General features: G+C 53.9%; 26 protein-coding genes. All 26 read right to left on the reverse strand.

What is annotated here, in order from left to right:
* Nucleotides 1–35 precede the first annotated feature (35 nt).
* The 26 genes from spoIID to ACZ481_RS21265 all read right to left on the reverse strand — a co-directional run bounded on the left by spoIID (nt 36) and on the right by ACZ481_RS21265 (nt 22,340).
* Entirely contained in the window at nt 36–1,049 is a 1,014-nt protein-coding gene (gene spoIID, locus ACZ481_RS21140; RefSeq protein ID WP_464767310.1) for a stage II sporulation protein D, read from the reverse strand.
* Nucleotides 1,050–1,193: 144 nt separating this feature from the next.
* On the reverse strand, nt 1,194–2,447 hold the full coding sequence (murA, locus tag ACZ481_RS21145; RefSeq protein WP_464767311.1) for a UDP-N-acetylglucosamine 1-carboxyvinyltransferase: 1,254 nt from the start codon (nt 2,445–2,447) through the stop codon (nt 1,194–1,196).
* A 262-nt stretch (nt 2,448–2,709) separates the two neighbouring features.
* Nucleotides 2,710–3,111 carry a F0F1 ATP synthase subunit epsilon gene (locus ACZ481_RS21150; RefSeq protein WP_464767312.1) on the reverse strand — a complete coding sequence of 134 codons (402 nt, stop codon included), beginning with the start codon at nt 3,109–3,111 and terminating at the stop codon, nt 2,710–2,712.
* 3 nt (nt 3,112–3,114) lie between these two features.
* The gene (gene atpD, locus ACZ481_RS21155; RefSeq protein ID WP_464767313.1) at nt 3,115–4,524 is read right to left on the reverse strand and encodes a F0F1 ATP synthase subunit beta; all 1,410 of its coding nucleotides are present in this window, start codon (nt 4,522–4,524) and stop codon (nt 3,115–3,117) included.
* 32 nt (nt 4,525–4,556) lie between these two features.
* On the reverse strand, nt 4,557–5,408 hold the full coding sequence (gene atpG / locus ACZ481_RS21160) for an ATP synthase F1 subunit gamma (RefSeq protein ID WP_464767314.1): 852 nt from the start codon (nt 5,406–5,408) through the stop codon (nt 4,557–4,559).
* Between the two features lie 6 nt (nt 5,409–5,414).
* On the reverse strand, nt 5,415–6,938 hold the full coding sequence (gene atpA, locus ACZ481_RS21165) for a F0F1 ATP synthase subunit alpha (RefSeq protein ID WP_464767315.1): 1,524 nt from the start codon (nt 6,936–6,938) through the stop codon (nt 5,415–5,417).
* 153 nt (nt 6,939–7,091) lie between these two features.
* Complete coding sequence (locus ACZ481_RS21170; RefSeq protein WP_464767316.1) at nt 7,092–7,646, reverse strand: F0F1 ATP synthase subunit delta; 555 nt, start codon at nt 7,644–7,646, stop codon at nt 7,092–7,094.
* A complete protein-coding gene (gene atpF / locus ACZ481_RS21175; protein WP_464767317.1) occupies nt 7,640–8,143 on the reverse strand; it encodes a F0F1 ATP synthase subunit B in 504 nt (167 codons plus the stop codon). Before atpF ends, ACZ481_RS21170 begins: the two co-directional genes overlap by 7 nt.
* Before the next feature lie 87 nt (nt 8,144–8,230).
* Nucleotides 8,231–8,482: a F0F1 ATP synthase subunit C gene (atpE, locus tag ACZ481_RS21180; protein ID WP_075757102.1), complete on the reverse strand. Its 252-nt coding sequence runs from the start codon at nt 8,480–8,482 to the stop codon at nt 8,231–8,233.
* Nucleotides 8,483–8,539: 57 nt separating this feature from the next.
* Nucleotides 8,540–9,223, reverse strand: coding sequence for a F0F1 ATP synthase subunit A (gene atpB, locus ACZ481_RS21185; protein WP_464767318.1), 684 nt, complete (start codon nt 9,221–9,223; stop codon nt 8,540–8,542).
* A 10-nt stretch (nt 9,224–9,233) separates the two neighbouring features.
* Entirely contained in the window at nt 9,234–9,665 is a 432-nt protein-coding gene (locus ACZ481_RS21190; protein ID WP_464767319.1) for an ATP synthase subunit I, read from the reverse strand.
* A 166-nt stretch (nt 9,666–9,831) separates the two neighbouring features.
* Nucleotides 9,832–10,038 carry an AtpZ/AtpI family protein gene (locus tag ACZ481_RS21195; protein WP_464767320.1) on the reverse strand — a complete coding sequence of 69 codons (207 nt, stop codon included), beginning with the start codon at nt 10,036–10,038 and terminating at the stop codon, nt 9,832–9,834.
* Nucleotides 10,039–10,190: 152 nt separating this feature from the next.
* A complete protein-coding gene (gene wecB, locus ACZ481_RS21200) occupies nt 10,191–11,345 on the reverse strand; it encodes a non-hydrolyzing UDP-N-acetylglucosamine 2-epimerase (protein WP_464767321.1) in 1,155 nt (384 codons plus the stop codon).
* 116 nt (nt 11,346–11,461) lie between these two features.
* Nucleotides 11,462–12,511, reverse strand: a complete 1,050-nt coding sequence (locus ACZ481_RS21205) for an MraY family glycosyltransferase (RefSeq protein ID WP_464767322.1) — start codon at nt 12,509–12,511, stop codon at nt 11,462–11,464.
* A 172-nt stretch (nt 12,512–12,683) separates the two neighbouring features.
* Nucleotides 12,684–13,355, reverse strand: coding sequence for a nucleoside triphosphate pyrophosphohydrolase family protein (locus ACZ481_RS21210; protein WP_464767323.1), 672 nt, complete (start codon nt 13,353–13,355; stop codon nt 12,684–12,686).
* 319 nt (nt 13,356–13,674) lie between these two features.
* A complete protein-coding gene (locus tag ACZ481_RS21215) occupies nt 13,675–14,136 on the reverse strand; it encodes a deoxycytidylate deaminase (protein ID WP_464767324.1) in 462 nt (153 codons plus the stop codon).
* 65 nt (nt 14,137–14,201) lie between these two features.
* Complete coding sequence (gene upp, locus ACZ481_RS21220; RefSeq protein ID WP_464767325.1) at nt 14,202–14,828, reverse strand: uracil phosphoribosyltransferase; 627 nt, start codon at nt 14,826–14,828, stop codon at nt 14,202–14,204.
* Between the two features lie 36 nt (nt 14,829–14,864).
* Nucleotides 14,865–16,100 carry a serine hydroxymethyltransferase gene (locus tag ACZ481_RS21225; protein ID WP_464767326.1) on the reverse strand — a complete coding sequence of 412 codons (1,236 nt, stop codon included), beginning with the start codon at nt 16,098–16,100 and terminating at the stop codon, nt 14,865–14,867.
* 38 nt (nt 16,101–16,138) lie between these two features.
* Entirely contained in the window at nt 16,139–16,693 is a 555-nt protein-coding gene (locus ACZ481_RS21230; RefSeq protein WP_464767327.1) for a TIGR01440 family protein, read from the reverse strand.
* Between the two features lie 15 nt (nt 16,694–16,708).
* A complete protein-coding gene (rpiB, locus tag ACZ481_RS21235; RefSeq protein ID WP_464767328.1) occupies nt 16,709–17,155 on the reverse strand; it encodes a ribose 5-phosphate isomerase B in 447 nt (148 codons plus the stop codon).
* A 58-nt stretch (nt 17,156–17,213) separates the two neighbouring features.
* Complete coding sequence (locus tag ACZ481_RS21240) at nt 17,214–17,678, reverse strand: low molecular weight protein arginine phosphatase (RefSeq protein WP_464767329.1); 465 nt, start codon at nt 17,676–17,678, stop codon at nt 17,214–17,216.
* A gap of 50 nt (nt 17,679–17,728) precedes the next feature.
* Nucleotides 17,729–18,325, reverse strand: coding sequence for a manganese efflux pump MntP (locus tag ACZ481_RS21245; RefSeq protein ID WP_464767330.1), 597 nt, complete (start codon nt 18,323–18,325; stop codon nt 17,729–17,731).
* A gap of 118 nt (nt 18,326–18,443) precedes the next feature.
* Nucleotides 18,444–19,490 carry an L-threonylcarbamoyladenylate synthase gene (locus tag ACZ481_RS21250; RefSeq protein ID WP_464767331.1) on the reverse strand — a complete coding sequence of 349 codons (1,047 nt, stop codon included), beginning with the start codon at nt 19,488–19,490 and terminating at the stop codon, nt 18,444–18,446.
* Between the two features lie 94 nt (nt 19,491–19,584).
* Entirely contained in the window at nt 19,585–20,442 is an 858-nt protein-coding gene (gene prmC / locus ACZ481_RS21255; RefSeq protein ID WP_464767332.1) for a peptide chain release factor N(5)-glutamine methyltransferase, read from the reverse strand.
* A 1-nt stretch (nt 20,443) separates the two neighbouring features.
* Nucleotides 20,444–21,511 (reverse strand): peptide chain release factor 1, encoded by a 1,068-nt coding sequence (gene prfA, locus ACZ481_RS21260; RefSeq protein WP_464767333.1) that lies wholly within the window; start codon nt 21,509–21,511, stop codon nt 20,444–20,446.
* Nucleotides 21,504–22,340, reverse strand: a complete 837-nt coding sequence (locus ACZ481_RS21265) for a DUF1385 domain-containing protein (RefSeq protein WP_464770673.1) — start codon at nt 22,338–22,340, stop codon at nt 21,504–21,506. The genes prfA and ACZ481_RS21265 overlap by 8 nt, the downstream gene beginning before the upstream one ends.
* Nucleotides 22,341–22,462: the final 122 nt, after the last annotated feature.

A 22,462-nucleotide genomic window follows, 5' to 3' on the forward strand; every position in this document is an offset into this window, starting at 1 on the left:
TGGTTTACAAAAATCCCCCCGCATTAGCTTACATTTTAGGAACCAAATATGTTTTTAATCGCCGTGCCTGTGTAGTAGTAGGTTAGTATCTGACGAAAATCCCGGTTGTCTTTGGCCTGGCCATTGGCCCCGTACTGGCACAGGCCGACGCCGTGGCCATAACCAAAGGTTTTAAATATCAGTTTGTCACCGGCCGGGGCAACACTGAAATTAGTCGAGCGCAGTTCCAGCTTTTGCCTTACCTCCAGGCCTGACAGCGTTTTTGTTCCAATCCTGATTTTGTTTACCCGCCCGGAGCCGGTATAGTCGATAATGCCGGCAATACTGGCACTGCCGCCGCTTTGGGCGGCGGCCAGTATCCCGGCATCAGCCCCTAACCGCGCTTCCAGTTCGGCCAGGGTTATTTCCTTGGTATCCTGGTACCGTGGTGATTTCTGGTCCCAGCTGCACGCCACACTTTGCAGGTAAGGATAGTCAAAGCCCCATACTTCCTGGGCGCTGGCCGTTTTTTCCCCGCTGGTGGAATGGAACACGGCGTTAATGGGTTCCCCTTTATAGGTGATAATGAGGCCCCGTGTCTCGCTGGCGGCGCGGCTGACTTTGCTCCAGTATTTAGCGTAGTTTTGACCCCATTTATTTCTTAATATGGTCTCATTATGCCAGGCCTGGCTGTCATTATGATCTGTCGTCACGTCGGCGCCGGGATACTCGCTGGAACCGGTGCCGCCGAACAGGGCTATATGCTTGACAGCATAGGTGCGCGCCGCCACCGCCTGGGCCTTGAGGGCCTCCAGCTCAAATTCCGCCGGCATTTCCGCCGCAACTACCCCTTTTACATAATCTTCAAGGTTCATCGCCACAATCTGGTTGATTTCATGTACATACACTTTAATCGTAATATCCTCGCCCCTGTAAGCAACTTGGTTGCCGGCTGCCGCCGGCTGCCTGCCCCAGTCGCTCACTCCTTGGACTATGAACGCCGGAATTGCAATAACAGTCACGATTACCAGTAGGATAGTATATACTGCCACGTAACGCACCGCGCTCACCTCTACTCAGCGTTATCCACATTATTAATTCATAATATGCAAACAAGCCAAGCGGTATGAGTGGAAAAATACCGAGCGGACCCGCCCCTGTTGGGCAAGTCCGCTCAGTGATGGCAACAGTGCGTATGATAATTATTAGTTCGGCTAACCTACACGTTCAATATTGGCACCAATACCGCGGAATTTTTCCACAAGCCGGTCATAACCCCGGTCAATGTGGTGAATATAGCCAATCTCGGTTTGCCCTTCCGCCACAAGGCCAGCCAGTACCAGCGCCGCTCCGGCCCTTAGATCGGTGGCTTTGACAGGACAGCCTGTCAGTTTGGTAACCCCTTCAACCACAGCGCTGCGGCCGTCGATCTTGATTGCTGCCCCCATGCGTTTTAATTCGTCCACATGCATAAACCGGTTTTCAAATACTGTTTCCGTGACAATACTCGTCCCCTGGGCCACCGTCATCAGGGCCATAAACTGAGCCTGCATATCGGTGGGAAAACCCGGGTAGGGTAATGTTTTGATATCCACGGAGCGGATGCTGCCTGTGGCGCAAACCCTGACGCCGTTTACGTCCTCTTCAATCAGCACGCCGGCTTCTTTTAGTTTGGCAATCACCGGTTTCAGGTGTTCGGTCAGGGCATTTTCCACATATACGTCGCCACCGGTCATGGCGGCGGCGACCATATAAGTACCGGCCTCAATCCGGTCAGGTATCACGGTATGGCAGGCCCCCCGCAACTCGCTGGCCCCTTCAATTCTGATCATTTTGGTGCCGGCCCCGCGAATGTTGGCGCCCATGTGATTAAGAATATTGGCCAGGTCCACAATTTCCGGTTCTTCCGCCGGGTTTTCTATGATCGTCTGCCCTTTGGCCATGCTGGCAGCCATCATGATGTTTTCGGTTGCCCCAACACTGGGAAAGTCCAGATAAATTCTGGCCCCCTTTAATCCCTGCGGCGCCCTGGCCTCAATAAAGCCGTGGCCCATAACGATTTCAGCCCCCAAAGCCTCAAAACCTTTCAGATGCAGGTCTATTGGCCTTGTACCGATGGCGCAGCCGCCTGGCAGGGAGATCTTGGCACAGCCTTCCCGGGCTAGCAAAGGGCCCATAACCAGAAAAGACGCGCGCATCTTCCTGACCAGCTCATAGGGAGCTTCACAGGCAATAATATTGGAGCTGTCAACATATAGTGTTCCTGGTTCAATTTTAACCGCCGCGCCTAAATGCTCAAGCACCTCGGCAATCGTCCGGACATCTTCCAGGTCTGGTATCTCTTCCAGGGTGCTGGGAGTTGTCCCCAGCAGCGTTGCCGCAATCACCGGCAGTACAGCGTTTTTTGCACCGCTAACCTTCACTGTGCCGGACAGGCGATTGCCCCCGCGAACAATTAGTTTTTCCACAAAAGTTTCCTCCCACAACAGCGGTTACTTTACAATGTATAAAGACCGGTTCAACCTGTTCGAATACAAAACTTCACAGTTTTCCTATAATAGTTTATCATTACCCTTATCGCGAAGCAATAGCCGGCGAGTTATAATAAAGTAAAATAAAGCCGTTATGTTCATTTTTGCCAGGATTTAGGCACGTTATTCTATGTAAATTATGGTGTGAGAAAAAAAGAAATGAGACGCTCGGCCGAGCATCTCATTTCTTTGCCTGTGCTTATCTTTTTTCCGCAACTCTTAAACGCATCGTGGCCCGCTTAAGCGCAATCTCGGCCCGGTGGACGTCAATATCTTCCTTGGACCGCAACCGGGCTTCCGCCCGCTCTTTCGCCGCTTCCGCCCGTTTCACATCAATTTCTTCCGGCAATTCGGCGCAGCTTGCCAATATTGTTACCTTCTGGGGACGGACTTCAATAAAGCCGCCGCACATCGCCAGTTGGTTTTCGCCTTCGTCTTTCATGATCCTGAGGGGCCAGATATCAAGACCGGCGATCAGCGGGGCATGGCCTGGCAAAATGCCCAGGTCGCCGTCTGTTGCCCTGGCAATCACCATATTGACGTCTTCAGAGTAGACCATCCTGTCAGGAGTAACAATATCCAGCCGAATCGTATTGGCCATCTATTATTCCCCCTTCATTTTTTGAGCCTTTTCCACTGCCTCGTCAATAGTACCTACCATATAAAACGCTGTTTCCGGCAATTCGTCATGCTTGCCGCTTAAAATTTCCTTGAACCCGCGAATCGTTTCCTTGAGCGACACATACTTGCCGGGAGTGCCGGTAAAGGCCTCGGCCACAAAGAACGGCTGGCTCAGGAATCGCTGGATTTTTCTGGCCCGGGCCACGGTCTGCCTGTCTTCGTCAGACAACTCCTCCATACCCAGAATGGCAATAATATCCTGCAGTTCCTTATAGCGCTGCAGTACCTCCTGGACACCGCGGGCTACCTGATAATGCTCTTCCCCCAATACGTTGGGATCCATGATCCGGGAGGTGGAATCCAGCGGGTCAACGGCCGGATAAATGCCAAGCTCTGAGATTTGACGGGACAATACCGTGGTGGCGTCAAGGTGGGCAAAGGTTGCTGCCGGCGCCGGGTCTGTCAGGTCGTCGGCCGGCACATATACAGCCTGGACCGAGGTAATTGAGCCTTTTTTGGTAGAGGTGATCCGCTCCTGCAGGGCGCCAACGTCAGTACTCAGGGTCGGCTGATAACCAACCGCCGACGGCATCCGGCCCAGGAGGGCCGAAACTTCGGAACCGGCCTGGATAAAGCGGAAGATATTGTCGACAAACAGCAGTACGTCCTGGCCGCCGACATCACGGAAGTATTCGGCCATTGTCAGGCCGGTAAGGCCTACGCGCATCCGCGCTCCCGGCGGTTCGTTCATCTGACCGTATACCAGCGCCGTTTTATCGATAACACCGGATTCAATCATTTCGTTCCATAAATCATTGCCTTCCCGGGTACGTTCGCCTACGCCGGCAAATACCGAGTACCCGCCATGCTCGGTGGCAATGTTGCGGATCAGTTCCATAATCAGTACCGTTTTCCCTACACCGGCGCCGCCGAACAGCCCAATTTTGCCGCCTAGCGCATAGGGGGCAATCAGGTCGACGACCTTGATGCCTGTTTCCAGAATCTGCGTGGAGGTCTCCTGGTCTTCAAACTTTGGTGCCGGCCGGTGGATTGGCCAATAATCATCAGCCGTAACCTGCTCGGGCTTTTTATCAACCGTTTCACCAAGTACGTTAAATACGCGGCCTAAGGTTCCCTTCCCCACCGGTATTTTAATGGGCGCCCCGGTATCCACTGCTTTCATGCCGCGGGTCAGACCGTCCGTAGAGGACATGGCTACACAACGGACGGTGTTATCGCCCAGGTGCTGCATGACCTCTGCTGTCAGTTTTACCTGTACATCACCAACGGTTTCGTCAATGGTGACGGCATTATATATGGCAGGCAGTTTCTCCGGGGGAAACTCAGCGTCAATAACAGGACCGATAACTTGAATAATTCTACCGATATTCACTAGGGTTTCCCCTCCTTAACTTCTTCGCCCTTCTACTTAAGCGCCTCAGCGCCACCGACGATCTCGGATATTTCCCGGGTAATCGTGGCCTGCCGGACTTTATTGTAGTTCAGGGTCAGTTTGGCAATAAGCTCTTGCGCATTATCAGTAGCCGAACCCATCGCCGTCATCCGGGCACCCAGCTCGCTGGCCGCCGATTGCAGCAGCGCCCCGTAAATGACTGTTTCCAGGTAGCGCGGCAACAGCAAACCAAGAACCTCAGCGGCCGATGGCTCAAATATGTACTCGGTCTGGGTATTCGGCTCCCCTTCGCCGATACCGGCTAGCGGCAATAGTTTGAGTGTTGTTGGCTTCTGATTAATAGGCGAATAGAAATGGGTATAAGTCAGATAAAGCTCGTCATACTCGCCGGCGGCAAACTTTTCAGCCATAAGCTGGGCCAGCATGACCGCATCATGATAAGACGGTTTTTCCGAGAAGCCGGTATATTCGCCGTCAATTGTATAACCACGCCGCTTAAAGTAATCGCGGGCTTTACGGCCCACCGTCACCAGTTTGGCATTGTCTTTGCCCCGTACCTGTGGCAATACCTCTTTCATCAGGTTGGACGAGTAGGCCCCGGCCAGCCCTTTGTCGGCACTTAATACCAGATAACCGGTTTGTTTGACCTCGCGCACCTCCAGCAGGGGGTGGGAGGCATCCCGGACATTGGCAGCAACGCTTGTCAGCACTTCTTTGATCTTATCGGTATAAGGCTTGCTGGCAATGGCCCGTTCCTGCGCCCGGCGCAACCGGGCGGCAGCCACCATTTTCATGGCCTTGGTGATCTGCTGAATATTTTTTACGCTTTTAATACGGCGGCGGATATCTCTGGCGCTAGCCATACATTATCACCTCGCCGCTTCAACTTTGACAAAAGTGTCTTTGAATTCTTTCACAGCTTTTTTTATGCCTGCTTCGGTATCGGCATCAAGCACTTTCTTTTCTCTGATGGTTTTGGCCACTTCCGCATAATTGCTGCGCATGAATTTCAGGAAGTCCTGTTCAAACTTGGTAACATCCTCAATCGGCACATCATCAAGATAGCCGTTGATACCGCTATAGATAACCATAACCTGTTCTTCCACAGCCATGGGCACATACTGGGGCTGCTTGAGGATTTCCATCATCCGCTGGCCGCGGTCAAGCTGGGCCTTGGTGGATTTATCAAGGTCTGAGCCGAACTGGGCAAACGCTGCCAGTTCACGATACTGGGCCAGGTCCAGACGCAAACGGCCGGCCACCTGCTTCATGGCTTTAATCTGGGCGGAGCCGCCTACACGGGATACGGACAAACCGGCATTGATGGCCGGGCGGATACCGGAATAAAATAACTCGCCTTCCAGGAATATCTGGCCGTCGGTAATGGAAATCACGTTGGTCGGTATGTAGGCCGACACGTCGCCGGCCAGTGTTTCGATAACCGGCAGCGCGGTAATGGAGCCGCCGCCCAGTTCATTGGACAGTTTCGCTGCCCGTTCCAATAGCCGGGAATGAAGGTAAAATACATCCCCCGGATACGCTTCACGGCCTGGCGGCCGGCGCAGCAGCAGGGACATGGCCCGGTAAGCGGCCGCGTGTTTGGACAAATCGTCATACACGCACAAAACAGAGCCGCCTTTGTACATAAAGTATTCGCCCATGGTGACACCGGCATAAGGCGCGAGATATTGCAGCGGCGCGCTGTCGGATGCGGTGGCGGCGACAATAATGGTGTATTCCAAAGCCCCGGCCTCTTCCAGGGTTTTTACAACCCGGGCCACGGTCGATGCTTTTTGGCCGATGGCGACATAGATGCATATGACGCCCTGGCCTTTTTGGTTAATAATGGTATCAACGGCAATCGCTGTTTTACCGGTGCCACGGTCACCAATGATCAGTTCGCGCTGACCGCGCCCGATCGGTACCATGGAGTCAATTGCCTTGATGCCTGTCTGGAGCGGCTCTTTTACCGACTGTCTGTCGGCAATGCCTGGCGCACGGTATTCAACCGGGCGAAAATCCGTGGTGTTGATCGGGCCTTTGCCGTCAATCGGCTGGCCAATAGCGTTCACAACCCGGCCAACCATGGCCTCCCCTACCGGCACCTGCATGATGCGTCCGGTCCGGCGGACAGTGTCGCCTTCCTTGATCGCAATCTCGCCGCCCAGGAGTACGGCCCCCACATTATCTTCTTCCAGGTTTAAGACCATGCCAAATACTTCATGCGGAAATTCTAATAATTCGCCGGCCATGGCCTTTTCCAAGCCGTGGATCCGGGCGATACCATCGCCTACTTCAATAACGGTACCGACATCATCAACATTGAGGTCTACCTGATAATGCTCAATTTGCTGTTTGATAATCGCCGTTATTTCTTCTGGCCTCATTTTCATAAGTTAAGATCTCACCCCAATCATAAAGTAGACTCAGCTTCAGACAGGGAAAACCCGCTGAACTATAGTCGACCTTATCCAGGGACTTAGCCGTTTGCGCTCCCACTGGCAAGCCGGAGCGAAAGCGGCCTGGTCATCGGATAAAGTCCGCGGCTATACGGCAGTGACTTGGTTCGTCAACAGCGCCGCTTTAAGCGTTTTAAGCTGACGGGCAACACTGCCGTCAATCAGTTTATCACCAATTTTAACGACTACACCGCCGAGCAGTTCTTGATCTATGGCTGTCTTGAGTACAATATTCTTGCCGGTAACCTGGCTCAGCTTGGCTGCCAGGGCCTCAAGCTGCCCGGCGCTGAGCTCCCTGGCAGTAAAGACTTCGGCCTCGGCCATGTTCCTGGCCTCATTGGCCAGGCGTATGTACTCACGGATAATGGCCGGCAGGGCGGGCTCGCGGCGTTTGTCAATCAGGAGCAGCAGGAAGTTCCGGACAAATCCGTCCAAATCTCCGGCAAACACCCGGTTGATTGTTTCCTTTTTGGCAGGAGCCGGCACCAGCGGATGATACATAAGGGTAGCCAAATCAGCGTGTCCGGCAATCGTGGACTCTACCAGCCTGAGCTGTTTCTCCACATTGTCAAGCAAAGCTCTGTCGCTGGCAATTTCATATATGGCCTGGGCATATTTGAGCGCCAACTTATTGATTAGCATGGCAAACCACCTATTTTCTTACCATCCAGGTTGGTGATAAAGTCTTCGACAATCCTGGCGTTGGCGGCATCGTCCATGTTCTGGGCAACGATTTTGGCAGCCGCGGCCACGGCCAGCGTCACCACCTCACCTTTCAGTTCGGCAATGGCAAGATCCCGTTCCCGGGCAATTTCTTCCTGGGTGGCTTTTAACAGCCGCGCGCTTTCTTCGCGGGCTTCTTTCAACATTTGTTCCTTGGTTTGTTCAGCCAGCTTGGCGGCCTTTTCCACAATAGCCTGGGCCTGGGTACGAGCTTCGGCCAGCTGGGCAAGATATTCCTGTCTGAGTTTCTCAGCAGCTTGCTTTTCCTGCTCGGCTGTTTCCAGACTGTCAGCAATTTTGGCCTGCCGGTCAGCCAGCGCCTTCATCAGCGGTTTGTATGCCACTTTCGTTAAGATAGCAACAAGTATAAGAAAATTTATAATTTGCGCTATAAGCGTCGCGTTCAAGTCAACCAATTGAGGGCCCCTCCTCTTTCCGGCGTATAAGGGGAGCGCTGGCAGAAACCACCCTGGTGGTCTGCCAGTCGCCCGATAACGCTTTGATTACTTTATAAACGGATTGGCGAATACCAGTACAATAGCAATAACAGCAGCGATAATCGGAATAGACTCGATCAAACCTACTGATATCAGCATGTTGACAAGAATAGTTCCTTTTGCTTCCGGTTGTCTTGCCATCCCCTCAATCGCTTTGGCGGTAACCGCACCGTCACCGATGCCGGCACCAATGGCGGCAAGGCCGATAGCCAAACCTGCTCCGATGGCAGAGGCTGCAATAATAATAGCTTGTTCCACAAAAAACTCCTCCTTTTTTCTTTGGTTGCAATGTTAAGCATTTACGGTAAGTACTAGTTAGTGATGCCCGTCCTGCAATGAATTTGACAAATACGACATGGCCAGCATGGTAAAAATAAATGCCTGCACAATGCCCACAAACACACTGAAGGCCAGCCAGGCCGTAGGTATGACATACGGCACCAGCATGCCCAGGATGATTAGCAGGATCTCCCCGGCCAGAATGTTGCCAAAAAGACGGAAGGATAAGGTAATCGGTTTGGCCAGTTCTTCGATTATGTTGATAATTACAAAAGGGATATAAGGTTCAAAAAAATGTTTGAAGTATCTGCCCGGGCCCCGGTTCACAATACCCAGAATATGTACAAGGATAACAACCATCAATGCCAGACCCAGTGTTGTGTTAATATCATTGGTTGGCGAGGTAAATCCCGGCACCAGTCCCAGTTCGTTGCCAATGACTAAAAATAAGAACAGGGTTATAATCATTGGCGCCAGTTTCCGCCCCTTTGGCCCCATGGTGTTGTCAATCTGATTCAGCAGGGCGGTAACAACTATCTCCAGGATGTTCTGCCAGCCCCGGGGAACCATATCCAGCCGGCGGGTGGCAACTACTGCCAGGAGTATGACAATGCCCATGACCAGCCATGTCATGTATAAGGTATCGAGATTAAAGGTTAACCCGGCAAATTGCGCGAGCTTATGTCCGCCAATCTCATGGCCTCCACCACCATGTCCCATACTTTCTTTTTCACTCCTTTCCTGATTTTACATTGGACTTGTTAAGGTTGCTTACAAGTCCGGCACTCACGGTTATTACGGCATTAACCATTAATACTATGTGAAGTGAGAACAGTCCCACTACTGCCGCCCAAAAATCAATACCCGGCACATATATTGACAAAACAAGTATCGAAATGGCAAAACTGAACCGGAGAAGCCAGCCGGCCCGCATGGAGGCGACAGCCTTTTCCGGTGGCAGTTCAACACTTTTCTTTACCCGGCGGCACATCAGGAGAAAATAGATCACACTTCCCGACCAGCCTGTCAATAAGCCAGGTATAATAAATAATTTGTCTGAAATAAAAGCGCTAAAAGTTATAAAAAAAACCCAGGCCCCCAAGTGGGCCAGTGTGCGCCGCATCTGCGCGGCGAAGTCATCAGCAAAACCGATTGTAAGCACTTGTCCTCCCAAACTTTTTAGAAAAACCTGGCTTATGCCAAGCCGGCAGGAAGCCGCCTGTACCCTTTAGGGTATAGATTTTTCTTATCCCTTAAATCATGGCCTTGAAATTTTATAAATTCTGATGGGGCTGGAAAACCCGGCTTATGCCAAGTCTTTTACGGTGTCATTTAACAAGCCGCTTATAAGTGCCCCACAGCCCGGCGATCATGCCCAGCACAATGCCCCCCACGGTAAACCAGGGAGCTGTATCCCAGAACCGGTCGGCAGAGCGGCCTAAAAACAGGCCGACGGCCACGGATGCCGCCATATTAAGCCCGATGGATCCGGCTAAACCAAAGGCTGACCACAGCCCGTCATTTTTGCCAGACATAGCATCACCTCTTACCAAGGCATCTTCAGCCTGACGCCGCCCTATTTCGGCAAAATACCCAAAATAGGCTAATACCCGTATGATGTTTCTCCATCAGCAGGCAAAATTCCTGCATAGACATACAGAAAATAATAAAAATTACACCTATTTAACTAAAAATTAAATTCGTCGGGGCGGCTGTCCACTAGCCCGTAGTTGTGCAAAATCGCGGCGACAATCCGCCTGGCCGCCTGCCCGTCGCCATAGGGGTTAACGGCATTGGCCATTTTATGATACTCACAGCCGTCAATCAGTAAACGCCGGGTTTCAGTATAAACACGGTCCCGGTCAGTGCCGATCAGTTTAACAGTGCCTGCGGCCACTGCCTCCGGGCGTTCCGTGGTGTCCCGCAGCACCAGTACGGGTTTGCCAAGGGCCGGCGCTTCTTCCTGAATGCCGCCCGAATCGGTAAGCACCAGGTAAGACCGGGCAATCAAATTGGCGAAAGGCTGGTAGTCGAGCGGATCAATCAGGTGCACCCGGTCCAGTTCGCCCAGTTCTTCCTCCACGACCTGACGGACAAGCGGATTTCTATGTACAGGAAAAACAATTTCCACATCAGCGTGACTGGTAACAATGTCTTTCAGGGCCTGGTACACATGGCGCATAGGCTCGCCCAGGTTTTCCCGCCGGTGGGTTGTGACCAGAATGACCTTGCGGTTAGCATAGTCAATATTTTGGAGCAGAGGGCTGGTAAAGCAATAACTGGCATCAACAGTGGCCATCAGCGCATCAATGACGGTGTTGCCGGTAACAACTACAGCCCCGGGGTCAACATTTTCCTGCAGCAGGTTTTGCCGGGCCGTTGTTGTCGGGGCAAAATGGATGTCAGCCAGCGCGCCTGTCAGCTTGCGGTTCATCTCCTCCGGAAAAGGGGACTGCTTATTGCCTGTTCTCAGCCCGGCCTCCACATGGCCGATCGTGGTCTGGTGATAAAACGCGGCCATGGCCCCGGCAAAGGTGGTGGTGGTGTCGCCGTGGACCAGCACAATATCCGGCTTTTCTGCAACCAGCACCTGATTAAGCCCGGCCATGGCCCGGCAGGTAATATCAAACAGGGTCTGTCCCTTGCACATAATATCCAGATCATGATCAGGGGTAATCCTGAACAGCTGCAGGACCTGATCAAGCATCTCCCGGTGCTGGGCGGTTACAGCCACCACCGGGGTGACAGCCTCAGGATATTTCGCTAACTCCAGTACAACCGGCGCCATTTTTATCGCCTCCGGGCGGGTGCCAAAAACAGTCATTACTTTTATGCGGGACATAAACATTCTCCTCTCGGTCGGCAGTTAGTACCTTGCCAGGGATAACATAAAGCGGGCAATGATTGCCCGCCCTATAACCGGTCTGTTGCGTTATAAGCGCGACTCAAGCCAAGATACTAATGGCTTTTAACTGAATCGGTATTTTTCAGGACACCTTCATTGTTTTTCAACACACCAATCTTTTTCGCCCCCAGAATTGCGACCGTGATAATTGCCAGTAAAATCAAGGCGGCATACACTTTACTTACGGCCGTCAGGGCAATAGCGCTTACGCCCAGGCAGCCGCTGATCACATACATGAGCAATACAGCCTGTTTCTGACTCAGGCCCATTGCCAGCAGGCGATGGTGCAAATGGCCCTTGTCCGGCTTAAATATCGGCCGTCCGCTCATATAGCGGCGGATAATAGCAAAGGCCGTATCCATAATTGGCAGCCCCAGGGCCACGATTGGCACAACCAGCGCGATGGTTGCCGCGCTTTTTACCGTCCCCAGGATGGAGACAGCGGCCAGCATATAGCCCAAAAACATACTGCCTGTATCACCCATAAAAATTTTGGCAGGGTTAAAGTTATGCTGCAAAAAACCAAGGGCACTGCCGGCCAGAGCCGCCGTTAAAATGGCCACTGTCCAAAAATCCTGTTCCAGCGCCACTAACAATATCGTTACCGACGCGATTGTCGATACCCCGGCGGCCAGGCCGTCGAGGCCGTCAATCAGATTAACGGTGTTGGTCAGGCTGACTACCCACAGGATTGTGAGCGGTATCGATAAATAATTAACATAGATCATATCACCAAACGGGTTTGTCAGCCATTCAATGCGAATATCGAACATAATGAGTACAGAAGCAGCCAGAATCTGACCTAAGAGTTTAACCTTTGCCGGCAATTGCTTGACATCGTCAATAATGCCGACTGCCAGAATGACAGTGCCGCCTAACAGCAGACCCCGGATTTCATGAGTGATATGCATACTGAACAGCACAGCCAGCACAAAACCGAAATATATTGCCAGTCCGCCCAGCCGGGGGATGGGAATTGTATGCACTTTACGCGCGTCGGGAGCATCAAGCGCCCCGGCCTTAATGGCCAGATCCTTAATATAAGGGGTGATAAAGTAAGCTGCTGCCAGAGCAACAGTAAAAGCCACTACATAGGTTTGCAAATGCTAACACCTCTTTTCTACGCACCACTCATTGTACCTCATCTGTGTAAAAGTTGTCAATCAGCCCTTAGCCGTCAAATGTTCCTGTATTGGTATTATTTTAATTACCAATAACTATATGAGACATCTATATGCAGTATACCTCGATTTATCGCAACCTTATACCTTTTTTTCAACAATAGCCTTTATGGCGCAGTTTGTCCACATGGGTGGCCACAAGCCCCGGTATGCTTACCGCATGGCGTTCCGCCAGAATATACATCATCGTAAAGCAGCACTGGGCGACATCCAGCAGCTCCAGAGCCGCCCCCCGGTTAACCTCCTGGCTGTCGAGCCGGGCCCGTTCCCCCGACGCGCCGGCATGCTTGCCCAGAAACTGAGTCAGTTCACCAAGTTCCTCCTGAATCTTGCACACCGTTGTCAGCAGGGTAACGTCCGCAATATTCAGGTGAGGCAGGCTGATGTATTTAAAATTGCCGCCATGAAGGTTTTTTATGGTGGTAATCGAGTAGTTCTGGCTACTGTCATACATATATCCCTTGGCAAATAGCTTGGCCAGATGCTCGCCGATCAGGCTGTCGGCATCAATGCCAAAGGAATCCTCCATGACAAAAATCATTGTCACACAAGTCTGGGCAACATCCAACAGCTCCTCTTTCACATCAGCCAGCAGGGAAACCGCCTCCGGCCGGGCACTTAATGCCTCAGGGTCCAATTGCTCCCAGGGCATAAACTTGAGTACGGCCCGGGCCAGTTCTCCGGCCTCTTCCATAGCCTTCAGCAGGGTTGAGTCCAGGGTTGGCGTCAGCGCCTCCAGTTTGGGTAAATAAATAGCTTCTACCATGCACATTCTCCTATAGCAAGGCAGGTTCAGGCATCTGGTACTTCATCTCCCTCAAAACCAAGGATATTTTGTGCATCTTTTCCCGCACTGCTGCGTTGTCGTCGCCTTACATATGTACGATATGTGCGGTTCCTCCGCCTTGCATTGCGAAAAAATCTACGCAAACTATTCCCTCGGTTTTAAGAAAGAGGAAGTACTAGTGGGATACCCGGACCGGCCTAAGATTATGAAGCTGAATTCGCCATGATCAGATAAAATCCCTCTTTAGCCGCGGATTAGAAAAAGCCGCTGCGCCTGGAAACAGGGCAGCGGCTGGTGATTAGCCGAAGCAGATGCATTCAATTCCGGCTTCGGCAATCAGTTGTTCAGCCAGTTTGTCAGGATAGCTGTACTGATAAACAATCCGCGTGATACCGGCATTTAAAATAATTTTGGTACAGGCCGAACAGGGCTGGTGAGTAGAATAAATGGTCGCGCCCCGGATAGAAACCCCATACATAGCCGCCTGAACGACAGCACTCTGCTCGGCGTGAAGACCGCGGCAAAGCTCCTGCCGTTCACCGGACGGAATCCGGTTGACGGTACGGACACAGCCGGTTTCCCCGCAATGGGCCAGGCCGCAGGGGGCGCCGTTATAGCCGCTGGCCAACAGCCGCTGGTCCTTGACAATCACCGCCCCGATCTGGCGGCGCAAACAGGTGGACCTGGTGGCCACCACCTTGGTAATATCCATAAAATATTCATCCCAGGTGGGACGGACAAGGTCTGTCTTACCGCTCATTTTCCTCTACCCCCTTGGCCAAACGGTGTAATAACAATGTATTCCCGGCCCGGGTATAACATGCCTTACTTTGTGCCAAAAATACGGTCACCCGCATCCCCCAGCCCAGGCACAATATAACCATTTTCATTGAGATGACTGTCAACTGCCGCAACATACACCTCAACATCAGGGTGATGGGCATTGACCAGGTTAACGCCTTCCGGCGCCGCTACCAGGCACATCAGTTTAATATTTCTCGCGCCTTTGGCTTTCAGCATATCAATCGCCGCCACCGAGGAACCGCCTGTCGCCAGCATCGGATCAATGACAATCAGTTCGCGCTCAGCCACATCGGTAGGCAATTTACAATAATACTCAACCGGCTTCAGGGTTTCATGGTCACGGTACACGCCAATATGGCCCACCTTGGCGGCCGGGATCAGCTTCACAATACCGTTTACCATCCCCAGACCGGCCCGCAGTATCGGCACAACGCCAATTTTTTTGCCTGACAGCATCTTGCAGGTACAGGTTGTCAGCGGCGTTTCGACCTGAGTCTCCTCCAGCGGCATATTCCGGGTCAGTTCATAGGCCATCAGCATCGCCACTTCTTCTAACAGCTCACGGAACTCCTTGGTCCCTGTTCTTACATCGCGGATCAGCGATAATTTATGCTGAATCAGGGGATGATCGATTATTTTCACCTGCATGTAGTCATCTCTCCTTATGTTTCATCAGGCCCCGCCTTAAGCGTAGAGGGGATATTTACGGCATAATCCGGCAACCAGGGAGCGGGCTTTGGCCTGCGTTTCACTGTCCTCCGGCTTGGTCAGGGTCATGGAGATGATATCCCCGATAACCACCATATCCTGTTCTGTCATGCCCCGGGAGGTGACGGCAGGGACACCGACCCGGATACCGCTGGTAACCATCGGGCTGGCCGGGTCGTTGGGAATTGCATTTTTATTGACAGTAATCCCGATCTCGTCGAGGAGATGCTCCGCCTGCTTGCCGGTAATCTTCTGGGCCCGCAGGTCGACAAGCATCAGATGATTGTCAGTGCCGCCCGATACCAGGCTAAAACCGTTTTGGTTCAGGCGTTCGGCCAGGGCCTGGGCATTTTTCACGATCTGCCCCTGATAGCGGCGGAATTCCTCACTGAGTGCTTCTTTAAAAGACACGGCCTTGGCGGCAATCACATGCATTAGCGGTCCCCCCTGAATCCCGGGGAATATGGCTTTGTCAATCGCCTTGGCATACTGGGCGCGGCACAGGATCATGCCGCCCCGCGGGCCGCGCAGGGTCTTGTGCGTCGTGGTGGTAACAATGTCGGCGTGAGGCACAGGACTGGGATGATAACCGGCAGCCACCAGACCGGCAATATGGGCCATGTCAACCATAAACAGAGCCCCGGCATCGCGGGCAATCTGACCCAGCCGCTCAAAATCAATCACCCGGGAATAAGAGCTGGCACCGGCCACCAGCATTTTCGGCTTGTGCGTCTTGGCCAGCTCGGCAACCTGATCGTAGTTAATGCGATGGCTAGCCTCATCCACGCCATAGGCAACCACATTAAAATACTGGCCGGAAATGTTCACCGGGCTGCCATGGGTCAGATGACCGCCATGGGCCAGATTCATCCCGAGGATCGTATCACCGGGCCGCAAAAAAGCAAAATATACAGCCGTATTCGCCTGCGCGCCCGAATGGGGCTGCACATTCACATGTTCAGCGCCAAACAGGGCCTTGGCCCTGTCAATGGCCAGCTGTTCAACAATATCGACATGCTCGCAGCCGCCATAATAACGATGACCCGGATACCCTTCGGCGTACTTATTGGTAAGCACCGATCCCTGGGCCTCCATTACGGCTTTGCTGACAAAATTTTCCGAAGCGATCAGCTCCAGCTTGTTTTGCTGGCGCTTGCGCTCCAGTTCAATTGCTCCTGCTATTTCCGGGTCCACTCCTGCAAGTATTGTCATAACTATTTCCTCCTCCAAGTAAAGCAAAAATTATTTTGTTAACATATCTCATATACGGCCCGGGCCCCGCCGATTAATTTAGGCCGGGTGCGCGCCGCCGTCAGATAAGCCTGTCCGATGTTGCGCTGCGTTAACCGTACCGGAATAGCAACTTTTTTTATATGCATGCCAATAAGGGTACTGCCGATATCGAGACCGGCATGAGCGATAATGGATTCCACCACCACCGGCTTGACAAATTCCCGCATCGCCTGGGCTGCCAGCGCTCCGCCGGCCTTGGCAACCGGAATGACAGTCACCTCTTCCAGACGGTATTGTTCGGCTACAGAGCGCTCTACAACCAGCGCCCGGTTCAGGTGCTCACAGCACTGGATGGCCAGCGCCACCTCATACCGGGAACAAATTTTCTGCAAACCGGCCAGAATCCGGGCCGCGACCACGTCCGAGCCATAGGAGCCGATCCGGGCTCCCTGCACCTCGCTGGTACTGCACCCTACCACCAGGATTTGCCCCGGTTGCAGACCGGCTGTCCGGATTAGTTCTTCCGCCGCCTGCATTGTCTGCCGGCCAATGATCGACAAATCTGTGTCCATGGGTTATCACTCCCACTACCTCTGGTCTTGTTCCAGAGCCATGATTTTTTCCACCCGGCAGGCGTGGCGCCCGCCGGCAAACTCTGTGCCCAGCCATACCTCAACAATCATCCTCGCCAGACCGGCACCGATGACCCGCTCTCCCAGGGTCAGGATGTTGGCATCATTATGCTCGCGGGACATCCGCGCCGAGAAGACATCATGGCACAACGCCGCCCGGATGCCCTTAATCTTGTTGGCGGCAATATTTACACCAATCCCGGTACCGCAGATAATAATGCCCCGTTCATACGCGCCGCCGGCCACCGCCTGGGCTATCTGACAGGAAACATCCGGATAATCAACAGCTGCAACCGTATATGTACCAAAATCGTGGCTGTCTACCTTCAGTTCAGCCAACAGGGCCTTAATCTCTTCCTTAAGGCGAAAGCCGCCGTGGTCACTGCCAATAGCTACCTTCATTGCGCAACACTTCCCATGTCAAAAAAATTTGTGGATCTTTTCACCTTTTCCACGTGAATTACTTTTTTCCTGCCAAAGTGACAATTTTTCCCCAGGCGGCCTGCAGGTACTGCTGGATCTGCCGGGCACAGTCACGGTACCGGGCCTCACTGCCGCCGTAAGGGTCGGCGACATCACCGGCCTGGCCGGCCAGTTCTGCCAAAGTATATATCTTGCCGGCCACATCCGGCGCCATACCGGCCGCCGCCCGTTTGTGGGCCTGTGTCATCGTCACGATCAGGTCCGCAGTCTGCAGCTGGGCCTGTGATAATTGCCGGGAATAATGCTTGTCCAGCGGCAAGCCGGCCTGACGCATTACAGCCTGCGCCCCGGCTGAAGCCGGCTGACGCCCGGCGGCGATCCCCGCCGACTCAACCTGGATAGTACCGGCCAGCCCGGCCCGGGCCGCCAGGTCGGTCAGGAGCGCGGCCGCCATTGGGCTGCGGCACGTGTTGCCTGTACATACAAACACAATCTTGAACATTCACGATCAACCCCTTATATTCTGTGTCCGTAAAAACTATCTCATACTCGCTAATAAATTGTCGTCCATAAAATATGCAGGCCCAGCAGGACTAAAACAATGCCGCCGATCATCTCGGCCTGCTCGCCGATATAGCGCCCCAGCTTGCGGCCAAGCCCCAGTCCCATCAGGGCGATCACAAAGATAACGGCCCCCAGAATGATACTCAGCCGCAGCAGATCAACATCAATCATGCCCAGGCTGAACCCTGCAGCCAGAGCGTCAATACTGACACTGGCCGCCAGGACAAAAAGCGCGCCCCCGCGCAGGGGATGGCCGGTGGCAGCCGCCTCGGAGCCGCTGATATTTTCCTTAATCATGTTTATGCCCAGACCGGCGAGCACCAGCGCGCCGATGATGGTGGCAAAGTTTTGCACATTGGCGGCCGGCCAGTCAATGTGGTAGGCGCCGACATGTTCAACCACATGGCCCAGCCAGTGACCGATATGGTAACCGGTCAGGATCATGATAATGTGAAATAAGGCAAAAACAATGGCCGACTGGACAATAACCAGCCGCCGCACCTTATTCATGCCGATCGGCACAGCCACTGAAAATAGGTCGGTACCCAAAGCTGCGCTTAAAATGAACAGTTCGAACATGCTCATAATATTCTTCCACCCCTTTACCTACCGGCCGTTTAACCACCAGGCTGCGGCCGGAACCTCATCAAGGCCTGGTAATATATATGTGACGGCAGGGGGCAATATGTGAGCATCACTTGTACTATTCGCGGATAATGCGGTAGCCGGAGGCTTTACGCAGCCTGTTCATTACCGCCAGCCCCAGTCCCTGTTCAGTAATGCCCTCGGCGTAGATAACATCAACCGCTTGCTCATCAAAACTCCGCAGCGCGTTATACAGATTGGCGGCGATAATATCGGCTCCGCCCTGTGGTCCGTACACAGCGGTTATGACCGGGGCCGGCAACAGCGGTGCGGTCTCGGCCGACACAATGGCCCCCACGGACTTGCCTGCCGCCAGCGCCCGGGTCACCTCCCGCTGCAGCAGCCCGGCTGTGCTTTCCGGTCCTGTTTCGATTAAAAACAGGGGCGCCGCCGGTGCATAGTGCGTATATTTCATCCCCGGCGAGCGGGGAACCGCCGGTGAGCCGGCCAGGGCCGGGTCAATCTCGACCGCCCCCAGCACAGCCAGCAGCATTTCGTAAGTAATGCCGCCAGGCCGCAGCAGGGTCGGCACCGGCGTGGTACAGTCCACGACCGTTGACTCCACCCCAATTGCGCAGGGACCGGCATCGATAATGGCGTCAATCCGGCCGGCCAGATCACTGGCCACCGCCTGGGCCGTTGTCGGGCTCGGCCGGCCGGACGTGTTGGCACTGGGAGCTGCCACCGGTACCCCGGCCAGGCGGATAAGCTCCCTGGCAATCAGGGAGTCCGGCAGGCGCACCGCCACCGTGTCCAGACCGCCGGTGACTGCAGCCGGCACATGGGGCTGCCGCTGCACCACCACACTCAGCGGGCCGGGCCAGTAGCGTTCAATCAAAGCCCGGGCGCTGGCCGGAACAGCCACTGCCAGCTGGTCCAGCTGCCCGGGGGCGGCAATATGCAAAATAAGCGGATTGTCAGCCGGCCGCCCTTTGGCCCTGAATATCCCGGCCACCGCCCGGGCATCGAGGCCGTTGGCCCCCAGTCCGTATACAGTCTCTGTGGGAAAGGCCACAAGCCCGCCCTGGCGCAGCAGCTGCGCCGCCGCCTCCAATACCCCCCGGTCGGGCTTGACCGGGTCTACCTTATAATATACAGTACGCACTTCACTTCATCTCCATAATCACCGACTCAACAGAACCGTCCCCCTGAGTCGCATTGACTCAAGGGGACGGTTCTGTTGAGTCACCCTTGAATCGTCAGGTTAAAGAAAATACCACTACCCGCTCAATGCCGGCATAATCCTTGATAATCGCGGCCGCTGTAAGCCTGCTGGCGGTATCCGCCAGCGCCGCCACCGGCCGGGCTTGATTCATGCCAACCTCAACCGCGATAAAACCGCCGGCTTGCAAATAGTCAGCACCGCCGGCCACAATGCGGCGATAAAAATTCAGGCCGTCTGTGCCCCCGGCCAGCGCCAGCCGCGGCTCCTGCCGCACCTCGGCGCTTAACCCGGCAATGTCGCCGTCCGGGATATACGGGGGATTGGACAGGATAGCGTCAAACCTGCAGCCGGCCAGCGGGGCGAACAGATCGCCCTGGTGCAGGGTCAGCCGCGGCAACACCCCGTGCCGGCCGGCATTCTCCCGGGCCGTTGCCAGGGCCGCCGGGGAAATATCCACAGCCATGCCTCTGGCTGTCTTTAGTTTCGTCAGAATGCTGACAATAATTGCACCGCTGCCTGTGCCCAGATCGGCAATATGCGGCTCCGGTCCCGCCGCCAGCCGGTCAAGCACGGCTTCCACCAGGATCTCCGTATCCGGCCGGGGAATCAGCACCGCCGGGCCAACAGCAAAGTCCAGGCCCATAAACTCCTTGCAGCCGGTGATGTAGGCCACCGGCGCCCGCCTGGCCCGCTGCTTGACAGCGTCGCGGTAACCGGCCAGTTCGGCCGGCGTCAGGGGCTGATCAAAATTTGTATATAAATACAGCCTGTCCTTACCCAGGATATGGGAAAGCAGTACCTCGGCATCCAGCCGGGGATTGTCAATCCCCTTGGCGCCAAAATACTGCCTAGTCCAGTTTAAGATTGAACTAATCGTCCACTGTTCAGCCATTTCACTCTACTTCCTTTAGCTTCTCGCTTTGTCCGGTTGTCACCAACGCCGAAATGAGTTCATCCAGATCGCCGTTTAATACGAAATCCAGTTTATGCAGTGTCAGCCCGATCCGGTGGTCAGTCACCCGCCCCTGGGGGAAATTATAGGTCCTGATCCGTTCACTGCGGTCGCCTGTGCCAACCTGGCTTTTGCGGTTTTCCGCCACCTCAGCCGCCTGCTCGGCCTGCGCCAGCTCCAACAGCTTGGCCCGCAGGACCCGCATAGCCTTGTCGCGGTTCTTGAGCTGGGATTTTTCATCCTGGCACTGCACGACCACCCCGGTCGGCAAATGAGTAATCCGCACGGCCGATTCGGTTTTGTTAACATGCTGGCCGCCGGCGCCGCTGGCGCAATAGGTGTCAATTCTAAGTTCATTGGGATTGACATCAATATCGACATCCTCGGCTTCAGGCAATACGGCAACAGTCACGGTTGAGGTGTGAATGCGCCCGCTGGACTCGGTTGTCGGCACCCGCTGCACGCGGTGCACACCGCTTTCATACTTGAGCTTGGAATAAGCGCCGTCGCCCTGGATGGAAAAGACGACTTCCTTAAATCCGCCCAGGTCAGGGGCATTGGCATCAAGCATCTCAACCCGCCAGCCCTGGTTTTCGGCATAGCGGGTATACATCCGGAATAAATCACCGGCAAACAGGGCGGCTTCATCGCCGCCGGCGCCGCCCCGGATTTCAACAATTACGTTTTTGTCATCATTGGGATCTTTGGGCAGGAGGAGGATTCTTAACTCTTCTTCCTGCCTGGCCACTTTGCTCCTGGCCTCGTCATATTCGGCTTCTACCAGTTCGCGAAACTCATCATCCAGTTTATCTTTCAGCAGGTCGCGGGCGTCGTCGATCGCCTGCAAGTTTTTTTTATATTCCCGGAACTTCTCAACGATAGTGACCATCTTGCTGTGGGCCTTGGTCAGTTTCTGCCATTCCCCCATATCAGCCATAACCGCCGGATCGCTGATTCGGCCCTCTAATTCCAGGAATTTATCCTCAAGGGCCTGCAGTTTATCAAGCATTTGTCTTCACCTCTACGTCTTCATCAGGGCGCACCGCGTTCAAGGCGGCAATGGCCACTTCAATCTGGTCATCACTTGGTTCACGGGTAGTCAGCTGCTGCAGCCACATGCCCGGGGTAATGGCGCAGGCTACCCAGCGGGCCCGGCTCCGGCCGGCAAACCGGATAATCTCATACGCGATACCGGCCACTACCGGCAGTAAAATGACCCGGGACAGGATGCGCAGCCACAAATCGGGCCAGCCGAGAAAAGCAAACAAAACAATGCTGACCACCATAACAATGAGTAAAAAGTTAGTGCCGCAGCGGGGATGCAGACGGCTGTGCCGCCTGATATTCTCCACCGTCAGCTCCTGTCCGGCCTCATAGGTATGAATGGTTTTATGTTCAGCGCCGTGGTATTGAAACACGCGCTGAATATCCTTCATCAGGGAAATCCCCAGAATATACAGGAAAAAAATCGCCAGCCGCAAAATTCCCTCGAAGGTGTTCAATAACCGGGAATCTGTCACCGAGCTATGAATATACTTGGCCGCATAGGTGGGAATGATGACAAACAATACAATCGCCAGACTCAGTGAAAATGCCATCGTCATGGCAATTTCCTTAGTTGACAGCGCTTCTTCTTCCTCACCTGCCGCCTGCGCTGAAAATGACAAGGCTTTCAGACCGTATACCAGAGATTCAACTAAGGCCACAACCCCCCGCAGCATCGGTTTTTTTAATAGCGGATAACGGTCAGTTATCGAAGTCAGACGTTCTTTTTGCACCGTAATGGTGCCGGACGGTTCGCGCACTGCGGTAGCAATATATTCCGGCCCGCGCATCATTACCCCTTCGATAACTGCCTGGCCGCCGACAAAAGGCTTTTTCTCACTCACGATAGCCGCCCTCCTTTACTTATAAGTACAGCAGAGCATTCCTGCTCTGCTGCCTTGTTCTTGTTCAATTT

It is taken from the genome of Sporomusa intestinalis, assembly GCF_055383785.1.